The following is a 15,577-nucleotide window of genomic DNA, read 5'->3' on the forward strand; positions in this document are numbered from 1 at the left end:
GCATGTACTGTTGCCGTGTACGTGTCAGCTGCGGTTTGAGCCACATCATGCTCTACACGATCAAAGGTATTGAAATAAATACCCCAGCCCCGATTGCTCCAGGCCAGAGGTAATACTCGGTCAGCTGGATTATCCGAAACCAAACGAGTGCCCCGACGATTTAAGTCAGCAACGGTTTCGCCTAAGCCGTAAATCCCCTCGGTGGGTTCTAGGGCCAATGACAACGCCCAGTTCTCAGCATGTGTCAGTGCCTGGCTTTGCAGTAACAGTTGATCTGCACCATACACACGCAAAGCAAAGGTGTCTTTATCAATCTCAACAGCACAATCACCCTGCTCTACACGCCACCCTGTAGCGATTTCAGACAGCTCCAATTCACCTACCGCATCCAATCTAGCCAACAGCATTTCGGCATACTGTTGCGCTCGCGGCGTGACGCGATCCGGCTGAATATGTTTTAACGACCCGAAACGTAAGCGAAATACGCCGGGAGCATGGGCTTCGATACGAAGCAGCTGATCCTCTGCGGCCGCAAAATCAGCAGCAGAGGACTTAGTAGAAATAGAACTTAGAAGATTAAACAATTGCGTCACATCATCAGAGTGAGTTTTGGACGGCACAGTGCGATCCTCAAGGGCAAAGCCCAAAACCTTAGATTAAAAATACTATTTTGACGATCTATTTGCCACAAAGCAAACAAACCTCAAACCAATTGATCATTCATTACTATTATCGCAGGTATATGGATTGTAATAAATCACGTTCTACTACGGCTGGCTCTGCACAAAGATTTGTGCTAATCACATCTGCCGCTAACGCTGCCCAGCTAAATCCATACGAGCCATACCCCACGTTTATCCACAACCCCGGTTTGGCTTGGCACACCATTGGTAAATGATCTTTTACCGCAGCCCGCTGACCAAACCACATCGACTGAGGTTGAGCCAACGAATCCGCCACCGGAACTAATTCTGCTAGCTTATTCATAATGTCCTGATGAGCTGGCAGGCTCACATCACGATCTGTTAAGGAATAGGTACTACCCACTGCATAATGCGTATTCATTACGTTAATAACATAACCGTTCCCAGCGACAATCCCCTGAACAGAATCAGTCAGAACCTGTTTATCGATTACCTCACTTTGGCCACCCAGAATGTCCATATCAAATAATCGCGGAGCCAACGGAGCGAGTTCTGGAATAATAGTTGGAGCTGCACCCGCATTTGCGACCACCACCTGCGTGGTATCCCACATTATTTTATCATCCGTTACCAGTTGCCACTGATTTTCTGCGGCATGAATCGCCACAACCGACTGGGCCACCGTAGAGATCAACGGATGATCTAACAGTTGTTGTAGTAGTAACTCGGGGCATGCATACGCGCCATTCAAAAAAAACAACGCGCCTTGTCTCAATTCCGTTTGCGCCAACCGGCTGGCGCTATGCTTATCCTTATATTGTACCCAATCTGAAGCAAAGCCGAGCCCCTCTACTGTTTTTTGCGCTGTTTTTGCCTCTCCCTCTGTTGATTGGACGACTAATGAGCCACAAAAATGCAAACTAGAACCTATAAATGCATGCCAACGTTGCTTAGCTCGCCACAGCCCTGCTCGACTTAAACGAGCCCGAGGCGCATCATCGCTAGTAATCAATGGGGTAAGTGCAACCGCAGCATGCCCTTGATGTGCCGCGCCCAACCCCCGCGAAAAGACCGGATCAAAGACGACCGTGGCCACACCTCGTTGAGCTAAGGCGTATGCCGTTGCCGCTCCGGCAATGCCGCCCCCAATAATTAACACCGGTTTACTTGGTCGAGGGGCATAGTCGTGGCCTAAATGTGGTCGCAACCAAGCCCGTGTCATATGACGTTTTCCTGCAAAACCGGGATGACGCTCGACCACAAAACCCGAGTCCTGCAAATTTTTACGTACCTGAGCGGCAGAACACCACGTCGCCGCCGTCGCGTTAACTGCCGCCATACGGACCAATTGCCCAAACACCTCTTTAGACCACATCGCCGGATTCACCCGAGGCGCAAAACCATCTAAGTAAAACGCATCGGCCTTGCAGTCCATCCGTTTGGTGGCTTGGGCTATATCCCCAAAGAACAACGTTAAAGTCACGGCTGACTGCTCAAACTCTAAGCGATGAATTCCGGGTAACAAAAGTGGCCATTGTGCTATTAACTGATCGGCTAAGTCTCGTAACTCAGCCGGCGTATTTTGTAGCATTTGAATCAAATGCACTGCGGAAAAAGGATGCGCCTCAAAGGAGACAAAATGCAGACGACGGCTACGCTGCGAATCGGTTTTCCACGCATGCCATGTGGTTAAAAAATTATTCCCTAAACCAAAGCCGGTTTCAACGATGGTGAACTGATCTCGCCCTTGCCACCGCTCCGGTAAACCATTGCCCTGCAAAAATACATACTGAGCTTGCTCCATTGCTCCAGAAGCGGCGTGATATACATCTTCGTACTGATCGCTATACGCTAAGCCACTATCAGTAAAAGTAGGTGTAGCAGGGATAAGGGGTTGAAATGCGCGCGTCATATAATTACAGTTAAATGATAGGTTACCCGTATCATCTCATTTATCTGGATGTCACGAGGACACCACCACGTTAAAGTCATTCTATTTAGGTTGTGTTATGCAAACATCCTTAGCGTTAAGCAGCAGCTTAGAAGCTGCTGTTCAAGCCGCCCATGCAGGCGCAGCTATTTTACAAGCCTACGCCTCAAACCGCAGCGAATTAGTCATTGACGTAAAAATGCGTAATGATCTGGTTTCCCAAGCTGACCGCGAAGCAGAGTTTGCTGTAATCGATATTTTACGCAGTCAAACCCCAGAGTTTGGAATTATTGCCGAAGAAAGTGGGGGCCAAGCTAGCGGTCAAGCCTCTTGGTGCATTGACCCTCTGGATGGCACTACAAATTTTCTGCATGGAATTCCTCACTATGCGGTTTCTATTGCGCTCATTGCCCACGCAGGTACGCAAGTCAATGGCGAAATTCTCGCGGTTGACACGCCTGTGATTGGCGTAGTCTATGACCCCAATCGCGAGGAAATGTTTACTGCCATGTACGGTGCAGGCTCATGGTTAAATGGACAACGCATCTACTGCTCACATGCTGACTCACTGGCTAACAGCGTAGTCGCCACAGGATTTCCTTTCCGTGATTTTAGCTTTGCCGATCAATACATGCCCGCCCTCCATTATGCGATTGAGCATACCCGTGGCATTCGTCGCCATGGTGCGGCGGCCTTAGATTTAGCTTGGGTCGCATGCGGTCGTTTTGACGCCTATTGGGAAATGGGGCTCGCCCCGTGGGATGTTGCAGCAGGTACCATTCTCGTAAGAGAGGCCGGCGGCATCAGTGAAGATATCTATGAACAACTGCCTTGGCCTAGCCGTGGCTATGTTTACTCAGGCGGAAAAACAGTCGCCCCTGAACTACTTGATATGCTCAAGCCACACCTGAAATACCCACAAAAACCATAGGGTTTATGGTGAACACGGATTCCCACAGCAAATAACTACGGAATACTATAGGTTTCTTATCTATTTGTTCTGTACGCTAAAGCTCAAGGTGAATCCATGACCACACTCCCTCCGCTGTCTGACTGGCACGACGAATTCATTACCATACGTCGCGACCTACACCAATTTCCAGAACTGGGCTACGAGGAGCTTCGTACCGCTGACAAAATAGCCCAGCTATTACAAAGTTGGAATATCCCTATTCATCGTGGCTTAGGCATAACAGGTGTTGTGGGTATATTACAAGGCACACAAGGCCCAGGAAAAACGATCGGCTTACGCGCCGATATTGATGCTCTGCCTATGCCTGAGCAAAATAATTTTGCACACAAAAGCCAACATGAAGGCAAAATGCATGCGTGTGGCCATGATGGTCACACAACCATGTTGCTAGCCGCAGCTAAATACCTCGCCTCTCATAATGACTTTATGGGTACAGTGTATTTTATTTTTCAGCCTGCCGAAGAAGGCTTAGGCGGCGCCAAAAAAATGATCGAAGACGGGCTATTTACCTTATTTCCGATGGATGCGGTATTTGGCATTCATAATTGGCCTAATATGCCTGCAGGCCATTTTGGTCTACGTTCGGGGGCGATTATGGCCTCTAGCAATACGTTTTCCATTCAAATCCAAGGCAAAGGTGCTCATGGTGCCATGCCGCATTTAGGGGCTGACCCTATTTTGGCTGCGGTGCATATTGCCCAAGGTATTCAATCCATCATCAGCCGCAATATCGATCCCTTAGATCATGCTGTCGTCAGCATTACTCAAATCCATGCAGGCTCAGCCGATAACGTCATTCCTGATAGCGCTCAAATCCGAGGCACTGTACGCACCTTTAGTACAGAAACCTTAGATCTCATTGAGCAGCGCCTTCAGCTCATCTGCCAAAGCAGTGCCTCCGCACTGGGCTGCTCTGCGACCATGGACTTTGATCGTCGCTACCCCCCCACTATCAACCATGCCGCCGAAACTCTTTTTTGTGCTGATCTTTTAAAAGACTGGTTGGGGCCAGATCGTGTGATTGATCCTGTCACCCCCTCTATGGGGGCTGAGGACTTTTCTTTTATGTTAGAGCAAGTACCCGGTTGTTATTTATTTCTGGGGAATGGTTCTGGGGATCATCGAATCGCTGGCCATGGTTTAGGGCCATGCACGTTGCATAATGGCAGCTATGATTTCAATGACGACCTGATCCCTATCGGGGCGACCTATTGGGTCAAACTGGCGACTGAATGGCTAAAACCAGCCTAATTTTCAGCTTTAACAAAACTTTGGGGGCAACTCTGCTAGGCTTCTAGGTACAATAATAGCCATTTTCTTTGTATTTAGGAGTCCCCATGAGCTCAGCGCTAATTTCCATCCCCAAAGACCGCGACCCCGTCTTGCGCGTCATACCTATGCCTGGCGATGCCAATATGTATGGCGACGTGTTCGGGGGCTGGATCATGGCTCAGGTGGACGTAGGCGGATCGGTAGCCGCCTCACGACGCGCTCATGGCCGAGTTGCCACCATCGCGGTCAACTCCTTTACCTTTAAGCAGCCTGTTTTCGTCGGTGATTTGCTTAGTGTCTATGCCGAAATCATCAAAACAGGAAATACCTCTATTACGGTTTCCGTAGAGGTCTTTGCGGAGCGCAAATTACTCCCCGACGAAACGGTCAAAGTCACTGAGGCCGTCCTCACTTATGTCGCCACCGATGATCAGCGCCGCAGCCGCCCCCTACCCGCTATAGAATAATATGACTCAAACCGCTTCAGCCACCCCTTCCGCCCGTCCAAAACTTCGTCGATTAGACCCCGAAGACGCTCAGCTTGCGCTGCATCGCCTCCAAAGCATTTTAAAGCGCCAAGAGGTCGTCAACCTTCTCACTGAAAAACAGACGTCCGGGGATGATCGCTCTGAAATCCTCTCTAGTCTTACGCATCGTCGTCACGAAAATGAAATTCGTGCCATCATTAATAACCTGCACCCTGCAGATATCGCTTTTATTCTTGAGTCCTTACCCGAGGCGGAGCGCCAGCTTGTTTGGGATCAAGTTGAAAAAGAACATGATGCGGATGTATTACTAGAGATCGAAGACTGGGTTCGTGAATCCTTAATCAAAGCCATGGATGCCGATGAGCTAATCGCCGCTGCGTCCAACATGGATGCCGATGAGATTGCAGAGCTGGCCTCTGACTTGCCTGCTGATGTGATGGCAGAGGTGCAAAAAGGATTAACTGAGGCTGAACGAGCCCAATTAATAGCGGCTATGGGCTACCCCGAGGACACGGTGGGTGCCATTATGGACTTTGAGATGGTACGCGTCCGAGAAGACGTCTCTCTAGAGGTGGTGTTACGTTATTTGCGCCGCCTACAAGAACTACCCAACCACACGGATCAAGTATTTGTTGTAGATAGAGAAGACCGGCTCCAAGGCACACTATCTCTCACGACCTTACTGGTTTCTGATCCTGATAGTTTGGTCTCCTCGGTCATGAGCACCGATTATTTTAGTCTGCACCCTTTAGATCCAGACACAGATGCCGCCAGTGCATTTGAACGCTATGACTTGGTTTCTGCTGCGGTGGTTGATGATTTTGGGCGTCTAATTGGACGAGTCCCCATTGATGAGGTGGTGGACGTACTTCAAGAGGACTCTCAAGAACAAGAATTATCTCGTGCAGGTCTACAAGAAGAGGATATTTTTGCTCCGGTACTCAGTGCTTTGCGCAACCGAGCGCCGTGGCTACTCATTAACTTATGTACTGCAGCCACAGCCTCTTTTGTAGCCTCTCGTTTCGAGGACACGGTCAGCCATATCGTGATTTTGGCTTTTCTTATGTCTATTGTGGCAGGGATTGGCGGTAACTCGGGGAACCAAACCATGACGATGGTAATTCGTGCAATGGCAATGGGACGCATTACGGGGGTTAATATTTGGCCTTTAGTCAAACGCGAACTACTCGTGACCTTTTTAGTTGGTATGTGTGGCAGTCTGGTCACGGCAGGATTTGCTTGGTTTATTTCACGCTCCATTCCTATTGCTTTAGTGATGATGGCTGCCATGATTGGTAATATGCTTGTCGGAGCCACGCTGGGGGTTTTAATCCCTACATTACGTAGCCGCTTTGGCAAAGACCCCGCCATGGGGTCTTCGGTATTGCTCACCTTTGGTACTGACTCATTAGGCTTTTTCCTATTTTTAGGACTGGCAACCGTATTTTTACTGTAATGCGGGTGTCACTATACACAGCTCTTGCATCTGTTGCTGCAAGAGCTGTAGAGCCGCCTCATTACCACCAATAAAAAGCCCCGATTGATATATATCAATCGGGGCTTTTTACCAAAACAAGGGTACTAATTAGGCTAAACGACCATGACAATGTTTGTAGCGTTTGCCACTACCACAAGGACAATCGTCATTACGACCGACTCGGGGGATATCTGTATCGTTAGCATCGGCTGTCGCTATCCCGGGGTCTTCACCACTGAGAGCCGCATCATAATCAGAGTGATGATAACTGACGTTTTCTAATTCCACTGCTGGTGTTGGTTCTGGTTGAGGTGCTGTCTGAATCTGCACCGTCAACAATGTTTTAATCACCTCATCACGGATACGATCTAACAAATCAGAAAACAGCTCAAAAGCCTCACGCTTGTATTCTTGCTTAGGGTCTTTTTGAGCATACCCACGTAAGTGAATACCTTGACGCAAATGATCCAATGCCTGTAAATGGCCACGCCATTGCGTATCAATGGATTGCAGCATAATAGAGCGCTCAAAACCACCCCATTGCTCTGCTCCAACCAGTGCCGTTTTTTGCTCTAGAATCTCTTTAGATAGATCTAAAACACGATCCAAAAGGTCTTCTTGAGTTAGATGCGTCTCTTTTTCGACTAAGCTAACTAAATCAATATCCAAGCGGAACTGTTTAGCCAAAGCGTCTTGTAGGCCTTTAATATCCCATTGCTCCTCCATGCTTTCTTCGGGCACATACTGATGGAATAAATCCGTTACAGACGCCTCGCGCATAAAAGCAATATTTTCGGTGATATCAGAAGACTCTAGAACCTCATTACGTTGTGCGTAAATGACCTTACGCTGATCATTAGCCACATCATCAAACTGCAATAACTGTTTGCGAATATCGAAGTTACGGGCCTCGACTTTACGTTGCGCAGACTCAATCGAACGCGTTACCATGCGCGCCTCGATGGGCTCGCCCTCGGGTAAGCGTAGACGCTCCATAATGTTACGTACACGGTCTCCCGCAAAAATGCGCATCAGCGAATCATCTAGGGACAAGTAAAAACGTGAGGAGCCCGGATCACCTTGTCGCCCCGCCCGACCACGTAACTGATTATCAATACGACGCGATTCGTGACGCTCTGTCCCAATAATACGTAAACCACCTGCCGCTTTTACCTGTTCGTTGATGGGCTTCCACTCAGCTTGAATGGCATCGATGGCTTGAGTTTTTTGCTCTGGCGTTAGGCTTTCATCATGTTGAATTTCAGCAATTTGACTAGCCAAAGAACCACCTAGCACAATATCTGTACCCCGGCCCGCCATATTAGTGGCAATGGTGATACTGCCAGGTTTACCGGCGTCCGCCACGATTTGTGCCTCGCGTTCGTGTTGCTTTGCATTCAACACCTCGTGTTTTAAACCGGCTTTTTGCAATAGGCCAGACAACAACTCGGAGTTTTCAATACTGGTTGTACCCACCAATACAGGCTGACCGCGTTCGTGACAATCTTTAATGTCAGCCAAAATAGCATTGTATTTTTCTTGATCGGTTTTAAAAACCTGATCATTTTGATCGATACGAACCATCGGTCGGTTCGTTGGAATAACGACGGTTTCTAGGCTGTAAATTTCTTGGAACTCAAACGCCTCTGTATCCGCTGTCCCTGTCATACCCCCCAGTTTTTCGTACATACGGAAGTAGTTCTGGAACGTAATCGACGCCATGGTCTGATTTTCGTTCTGAATGGCGACGTTTTCCTTGGCCTCTACGGCTTGGTGTAGGCCCTCGGACCAACGGCGACCCGACATCAACCGACCCGTAAACTCGTCAACAATCACAATTTCATCGTTTTGCACTACGTAGTGTTGATCACGATTGAAAAGGGTATGTGCGCGCAATGCCACCATAATATGGTGCATTAGCGAAATATGACGCGGCTCGTATAAGGACTCGCCCTCGGGGAGCAAGCCTAAATCAGACAGAATTTTCTCTGCCTTTTCGTGCCCAGCCTCTGAGATATGGACCTGCTGTGCCTTTTCGTCAACCCAGTAGTCCCCCTCGGGTTCAGGTTCTTGGGGCTTAGGCTCCTCTGTCATGCGCGTTAGCATGGGCGGAACGGCATTAATCGCCTGATATAGCACCGTATTATCATCTGCCTGACCGGAGATAATTAACGGCGTACGGGCCTCATCAATAAGAATAGAGTCCACCTCGTCAACAATAGCAAAGAACAAGCCACGTTGGCGACGTTCTGCCGCGTGGTATTCCATATTGTCACGTAAATAGTCAAAGCCAAACTCGTTGTTCGTACCGTAGGTAATATCTGACTGATACGCCGCCTTTTTTTCCTCGTTAGGCTGGTTAGGGACGACTACACCTACCGACAACCCTAAAAAATTATAGAGTTTCGCCATGGTTTCGGCATCTCGGCGAGCTAAATAATCGTTCACCGTTACAACGTGAACGCCTTTACCTGCGAGAGCATTCAAATAAACGGCTAAGGTCGCCATTAGGGTTTTACCCTCACCCGTGCGCATCTCTGCAATTTTACCGTTATGTAAGGCAATGGCCCCTAACATCTGCACATCAAAGTGACGCATGTTATAGACGCGTTTAGCCGACTCTCTTACCACGGCAAATGCCTCTGGCAATAGGGAGTTTAAGGACTTTCCATCCGCTATACGTTGGCGAAATTCGTCTGTTTTAGCCCGTAGCGCCTCGTCACTAAGTGACTGGTATTCGGGTTCAAGCGCGTTGATTTGTGCAACTTGCTTGCGGTACTGTTTAAGCAGCCTATCGTTGCGACTGCCAAAAAGCTTTCTGAGCAAAGAAACCATTCTTGTATCGTCTAGGTAAGATTCACAGTACACACAAAAAAAGTGTGTACCTACTCCCATTCCTATTATTCGGGTTAAGAGAAAACTGGCAACATAACAATACAGTTTAACGCAGCTTGATGCCAATGGTATTATTCTGTTTTTTCAGCCTGTGCAATCAAACTGTCAGAATGACCTCCTGGTAAAAACAACATTGGGTCTAAAGGCTGATTTTCAAGGCGCACCTCGAAGTGCAAATGCGCCCCTGTAGTACGACCTGTGGCCCCGACCCGAGCAATCATTTGTCCTTTTTCAACCACATCACCCAAGCGCACTAAAATAGATGAAGCATGCGCATAACGGGTAATCAATCCATCACCATGTGCAATTTCAACCGTTTTACCATAACCGCTAAGATAACGAGCCTCTGTCACTATACCACCCGAAGCCGCCACAATTGGGGTACCTACAGGGGCTGAAAAATCAATTCCCTCGTGCATTTTTTGACGGCCCGTAATCGGATGTCGGCGCCAACCAAAATTAGAGGTGGCATAGCTGACATCCACAGGGTGCGTGGTGGGAAAGCGAGCCTGATTAGCTAAACGATGACTCAAGACCGTATCCAGCATAGTTAGCCAATCTTGCCGTTGTGATAAGCTATGATTTAGATCATCTAATTGTCGACCTAAGTCTTGGGCATTACCTATGAGCGGGTAGTCCTCGCCCATCTCCATGTGATTGGTGACCTCGGGGTCTGTGTACATGACCCCAGCACTATCCGCTACACGTCGTCCCAGTTGTTCCATTTCGATGACTTTAGCTTGTAAATCACCTACGCGTTGGGCTAAGTGCTGCACACTTTGTTGTAAATACAGTGCATCGCGCTCTTGGGCTTGATTGAGCAACTGCAACTGTTCAGGGGCTAATTGCTTTACACCTAGTTTGGACTGCACCAAAGCCCCTGCTGCTGCCGATAAGCTCAGCCCCACTACGATCAGCACTAAGCGGCTCAAAAAGCCATTGTGTGCCGTCCTTGCTTTTACTTTCATTAAATAAATAATCCTTATGTCTAGGGCTTTTTTCCAACGATTTAACTCTCGATCCAGTGAACCGGCTAGTCCTGTGATGGGATGGCTGGAAAAAGATCCCCAACAACTACTGCAAACAGCACAACGCTATTTGCAACTAGAGCAATTGATCCAACAAGCCTTGCCTGACGGATTACGTCATTGCCGCGTGGCTCAGATAGATAGACAAGCCGTAACGATTGCAGTTCCCAGTGCTGCCCACGCAAATAAGTTACGCCAACTCACCCCTAGCCTTTTGCTTCATTTGCAACAGCATAAATGGCAGATTAATCAACTACAGATACAAATCCAATCCGTACTTTTCACAGGGGTTAAACCCTTAGGTGAAGTCCGCAGGGGAGGAGCAGGTATTGATGCGACTGGACTCGCGGCGTTTGAGGAGTTAGGACAAGGTCTGAGTGAAGGACCTTTGGCTGAGGCAGTACAAAAACTATTACAACGACACCAAAACAAAAAGGCTGAGCCATAAATGACCCAGCCTTTTAACTTGCTGTTTTTACGAAAATTTCCACTCGCGAACATAAGGTTGAGAGGCGACCTCATGCTCGGCATAGTTAACTAGCTCCCAGCTATCCTGAGCCGCTAATAAGGCGCGTGCCAACTGATTGTTCAGCCCATGCCCTGATTTACACGCCACATAGCGTGCAACCAATGGATGACCAATTAAATACAAATCACCAATCGCGTCTAGAATTTTGTGTTTTACGAATTCATCATCATACCGTAATCCATCTGCATTTAGGACTCGATACTCATCCATCACAATTGCGTTATCTAGGCTGCCACCACGGGCCAACCCTGCAGCACGCATCGCCTCTACGTCACTAGCAAAACCAAAGGTACGCGCACGCGCAATGGTTTTCACATAGGACTCTTTAGCAAAATCGACCTCGGCAAAATTAGCTGTCGCGTTGATCGCAGGATGTTGAAAATCAATAGAAAACTGTAGAGAAAAACCTTCGTAGGGCTCCAAACGAGCCCACTTTAAGTTTGCCCCCTCACCCTCTCGAACCTCGATGGGTTTAAGCACACGTAAGAACTGTTTAGGAGCCTCTTGCTCTGCTAACCCAGCTGAACGCAATAAATAGACAAATGTCCCAGCACTCCCATCCATAATAGGAACTTCTTCGGCTGAGATATCAATATGCAGGTTATCAATACCTAAGCCCGCTAATGCTGACATGAGATGCTCTACCGTGGAAACGCGAACGCCGTCTTTCTGCAAAACAGAAGCCATCGTCGTGCCACCCACTAAATGGGCCTGAGCAGGTATATCAACTACCTGAGGCAAATCAATTCGATGAAATACAATACCGGTATTAGGGGCGGCGGGGCGAAGCGTAATTTCGACCAAACGGCCTGAGTGCAACCCTATCCCTTTAGTACTTACTGTTTTAGATATAGTGCGCTGACGTAACATAAATGGGAGCAAATAAGAAAATGACAAACAACTGAAATAGACAAACACACAGTGCAACGGTAGCCAACCGGGGCCTTAGCCCCTGTTGGCTATGCGAGAGCACACCTATCGGGGAATAGGTGTTTAGTCTGCCTGCTTGCGTAGGTACGTTGGAATATCAAACCGATCCATGCCTGAGGTTTCTAAGGCACGAACCTGTGTTGATGCATCTGTACTACGTGTACGCATCACGGAAGGTACAGCGGGGATCTCTGGTTCTTCGACTTTAGCTGGCTCAGGTATCGTCACCTCTGGAGCAACGGACCTATCATCTGTTCCAGTGCGCGACACAGGCTCTGCTACGGGAGTCACAACCAATTGAGGACGAGCCTGTTGACGGCCTAAACCTGTTGCTACTACGGTAACGCGTAAACTATCGCCCATGCTGTCATCGTAGGCTGTACCAAAGATAACGTGTGCATCCTCGGCAGCGTAGCCTTGGATAATATCCATGATTTCACGTGTCTCACGCAATTTCAGATCGCGACCAGCCGTAATGTTAACTAACACACCACGAGCACCATGCAAATCCACCCCTTCGAGTAGAGGACAAGCAATCGCACGTTCAGCAGCCTCGCGAGCACGGCCTTCGCCAGAAGCAACGGCAATACCCATCATGGCTTGACCTTGCTCACCCATAATGGTTTTCACGTCTTCAAAGTCGACGTTAACGTTACCCTCTACGTTAATAATTTCGGCAATACCAGCACATGCATTATGCAACACATCATCAGCGACTTTAAAACAGTCTTCTTGGGTCGCATCATCGTCCATTAAGTCGTATAAATTTTCATTTAATACCACAATTAATGAATGCACATGTTTAGAGAGCTCTTCGATACCAGCATTCGCCGTGTTCATGCGGCGGCGGCCCTCGAAATTAAACGGTTTTGTCACCACACCTACTGTCAAAATACCTAGCTCTTTGGCAACCTCAGCCACAATAGGGCTTGCGCCGGTGCCAGTACCACCACCCATGCCGGCAGTAATAAAGACCATATGAGCACCGTCAAGAACTTTACGGATTTCATCGCGAGCGGTTTCTGCTGCGGCACGGCCTTGTTCAGGTTTAGCCCCAGCACCTAAGCCAGAACGACCCAAAGCAATCTGAATAGGTGCTTCGCTGCTGGCTAGAGCCTGTGCATCCGTATTAGCACAAATAAACTCTACGCCTTGCACTCCAGAGTGAATCATGTGGGTCACTGCATTACCACCAGCACCACCCACACCGATCACTTTAATAACGGTGGAGTTACCGTTAGTATCTAGTATTTCAAAGTTCATCATTTTGATTCCCTCGCATATTTATCATGGCAAGAAACTGTCTTGCCGCCCCGATCAGTCGTCCTACGATCTGTTACTATTTTTTACAAAAAGAGGGTCAATTCATAAACCACTCTTTGGCTCGTGAAAGCAAGGTTTGCACTCGCCCTTTTTGTTGGGCGACTTTGCGCCCGCGCCCGTGCTCATTTCGCGCCTGACTCAATAAACCCATTGCAGTAGAGAATCGAGGGTTACGCATCATGTCAGCTAAGCTGCCATGGTAAATGGGCATCGCCACCCTAACCTGTTTAGAGAACACCTCTTCGGCGAGTTCAACAATGCCGGGCAATAATGCTGAGCCTCCTGTGATTACCACACCAGAGGCCAATAGGTTTTCATAACCTGATTCTTTTAAGCTGTGTTGAACTAATTGAAACAATTCTTCAACCCGAGGTTCAATCACGGCACCTAACTCATGACGTTTTACCTGTCTATTTGGTCTATCTCCCAGCCCGGTGACCTCTATGAGTTCCTCTGGGCTGGCATTGGCTTCGCGTGCCAATCCATAGCGTAATTTGATTTCCTCTGCATCAGGCATCGGTGTACGCAACATCGTGGCGATATCACTGGTAATCTGATCGCCAGCTATAGGTATTACATGGGTATGACGAATTGCACCACCGGTATAGATGGCAATATCCGTAGTGCCGCTGCCTATATCTATTAAAACCACCCCTAACTCTTTTTCATCATCAGTAAGGCAAGCCATACTGGAAGCTAAAGGGGCTAGCATCAATTCCTGAACATCTGAGCCACAACGGCGTACACAACGTTCGATGTTTTGTACCGCAGAAGAGGCCGCTGTCACAATGTGTACACGAACCTCTAGCCTAAAACCGCTCATGCCTACTGGCTGTTTGATTTCTTCTTGGGCATCAACAAAGAACTCTTGCTCAAGCACATGTAGCACTTGTTGGTCCATAGGAATATTAACAGCTTGAGCAATTTCGACTACCTTAGAGACGTCAGCAGATGTGACCTCTTTATCTTTTATGGCAACCATTCCACTGGAATTTAAACTAGCAATATGACTGCCAGATACTCCAGTATAAACCCCGCCTATTTTACAGTCAGCCATCAACTCAGCCTCTTCGAGGGCTCGTTGAATAGAGTTAACGGTAGCTTCTATATTGACTACAACCCCTTTACGCATTCCCATGGACTCGTGCTGGCCTAAGCCTAAAACCTCAAAGCGCCCTTCAGGCAGCACCTCTGCTACCACCGCCACTACTTTACTAGTGCCAATATCTAATGCAACGATAAGATCCTTATTATCACGGGCCATATATTTTTATGTTCACTCAATAGTTTTTGGCGGGGCCAAGCTAATGGCAAAACCGTTGCCATACCGTAAATCAGCACTTTTTATAGCTCGACCATCTAGTCGCTCGGTTAAGCTAGGCCATGCCTGCACAAAACGCTCTAATCGTAGAGCAAAATCTCGGGTACGCGATGTACCATGTAAATCTGCAATATCTGCAGCCGGGTCACGGCCTAGCTGTAAACGCATTCCATCGGACAAAACCACCTCCCAGGCATATCTGGGGCTTAGGTGAAATTGCTGAATACTCACCCCCAATGGCGTTAACCATTGAGTTACCTCGGCATAACGTTGTACCGCTAATCGTTCCGAATTAGCAGGGCCACTTAATTGTGGTAGGGTTGTACCCTCGGTAAGTACTGCCTCGTTGGCTGCAAAAGGCTCACCCCATGTATTAATCATATCGGTCTCATTCCAATATGCCATCGGTTGATGCTCTTCTATTTTAACCTGTAATGTATTGGGCCATACCCGCCTAACTTGAGCTTTACGCACCCAAGGTGCACTTTCGATTAAAGAACGAGACTCATCTAAATCTATTGTAAAGAAATTACCGTGTAATTGGCCTGCAATAGTAGCGCTAACTGTTGTGGGCGTTACATAAACCAGCGCCTCGTTATTTACCCCTTCGATTTGAACCGTATTTACCACAAAATAGGGCAATCGAATGACCCACACTATTACACTGCCTAATAGCGCAACCACGGCCAATAGTGCTAACAAATTAGCAAACTGGTTGATGTGGCGATGGTCAATTTTAAAACCAGATAAATAGCGGCGCATCACAA

At 48.0% G+C, this 15,577-nt stretch carries 12 protein-coding genes and 1 pseudogene; 5 read left to right on the plus strand and 8 right to left on the minus strand.

Features of this window, described 5'->3' with window-relative positions; translation table 11 throughout:
- Together Q0Z62_RS02610 and mnmD are read right to left on the minus strand one after the other, a co-directional pair.
- Positions 1–620: pseudogene (locus Q0Z62_RS02610) on the minus strand (glycoside hydrolase family 31 protein); the annotation flags it as partial.
- A 109-nt stretch (positions 621–729) separates the two neighbouring features.
- Positions 730–2,556 (minus strand): tRNA (5-methylaminomethyl-2-thiouridine)(34)-methyltransferase MnmD, encoded by a 1,827-nt coding sequence (mnmD, locus tag Q0Z62_RS02615; protein ID WP_298050529.1) that lies wholly within the window; start codon positions 2,554–2,556, stop codon positions 730–732.
- Between the two features lie 97 nt (positions 2,557–2,653).
- On the opposite strand from mnmD, the gene Q0Z62_RS02620 reads away from it, so the two are divergent.
- The 4 genes from Q0Z62_RS02620 to mgtE all read left to right on the plus strand — a co-directional run bounded on the left by Q0Z62_RS02620 (position 2,654) and on the right by mgtE (position 6,763).
- Entirely contained in the window at positions 2,654–3,505 is an 852-nt protein-coding gene (locus Q0Z62_RS02620) for an inositol monophosphatase family protein (RefSeq protein WP_298050530.1), read from the plus strand.
- Between the two features lie 96 nt (positions 3,506–3,601).
- Entirely contained in the window at positions 3,602–4,798 is a 1,197-nt protein-coding gene (locus tag Q0Z62_RS02625; protein WP_298050531.1) for a M20 aminoacylase family protein, read from the plus strand.
- Positions 4,799–4,884: 86 nt separating this feature from the next.
- A complete protein-coding gene (locus Q0Z62_RS02630) occupies positions 4,885–5,286 on the plus strand; it encodes an acyl-CoA thioesterase (protein ID WP_269900387.1) in 402 nt (133 codons plus the stop codon).
- 1 nt (position 5,287) lies between these two features.
- Positions 5,288–6,763, plus strand: a complete 1,476-nt coding sequence (gene mgtE / locus Q0Z62_RS02635) for a magnesium transporter (protein ID WP_298050534.1) — start codon at positions 5,288–5,290, stop codon at positions 6,761–6,763.
- Between the two features lie 129 nt (positions 6,764–6,892).
- Here the strand turns inward: mgtE and secA are convergent, their stop codons facing one another.
- Both secA and Q0Z62_RS02645 read right to left on the minus strand, forming a co-directional pair.
- Entirely contained in the window at positions 6,893–9,619 is a 2,727-nt protein-coding gene (secA, locus tag Q0Z62_RS02640) for a preprotein translocase subunit SecA (protein WP_298050536.1), read from the minus strand.
- A gap of 131 nt (positions 9,620–9,750) precedes the next feature.
- Entirely contained in the window at positions 9,751–10,647 is an 897-nt protein-coding gene (locus Q0Z62_RS02645) for a M23 family metallopeptidase (protein ID WP_269900393.1), read from the minus strand.
- Positions 10,648–10,663: 16 nt separating this feature from the next.
- On the opposite strand from Q0Z62_RS02645, the gene Q0Z62_RS02650 reads away from it, so the two are divergent.
- The gene (locus tag Q0Z62_RS02650; protein WP_298050539.1) at positions 10,664–11,155 is read left to right on the plus strand and encodes a DciA family protein; all 492 of its coding nucleotides are present in this window, start codon (positions 10,664–10,666) and stop codon (positions 11,153–11,155) included.
- Between the two features lie 27 nt (positions 11,156–11,182).
- On the opposite strand, the gene lpxC is transcribed toward Q0Z62_RS02650, so the two are convergent.
- From lpxC to Q0Z62_RS02670, 4 genes are all read right to left on the minus strand, one after another.
- The gene (lpxC, locus tag Q0Z62_RS02655; RefSeq protein WP_298050541.1) at positions 11,183–12,106 is read right to left on the minus strand and encodes a UDP-3-O-acyl-N-acetylglucosamine deacetylase; all 924 of its coding nucleotides are present in this window, start codon (positions 12,104–12,106) and stop codon (positions 11,183–11,185) included.
- A gap of 123 nt (positions 12,107–12,229) precedes the next feature.
- Positions 12,230–13,432 (minus strand): cell division protein FtsZ, encoded by a 1,203-nt coding sequence (ftsZ, locus tag Q0Z62_RS02660; RefSeq protein ID WP_298050543.1) that lies wholly within the window; start codon positions 13,430–13,432, stop codon positions 12,230–12,232.
- A gap of 94 nt (positions 13,433–13,526) precedes the next feature.
- Positions 13,527–14,753, minus strand: coding sequence for a cell division protein FtsA (gene ftsA / locus Q0Z62_RS02665; RefSeq protein ID WP_298050545.1), 1,227 nt, complete (start codon positions 14,751–14,753; stop codon positions 13,527–13,529).
- A 12-nt stretch (positions 14,754–14,765) separates the two neighbouring features.
- Positions 14,766–15,572, minus strand: coding sequence for a cell division protein FtsQ/DivIB (locus tag Q0Z62_RS02670; protein WP_298050606.1), 807 nt, complete (start codon positions 15,570–15,572; stop codon positions 14,766–14,768).
- Between the last annotated feature and the right edge of the window lie 5 nt (positions 15,573–15,577).

It is taken from the genome of uncultured Paenalcaligenes sp. (genome assembly GCF_947630565.1).
GTDB classification, from domain to species: domain Bacteria; phylum Pseudomonadota; class Gammaproteobacteria; order Burkholderiales; family Burkholderiaceae_B; genus Paenalcaligenes; species Paenalcaligenes faecalis.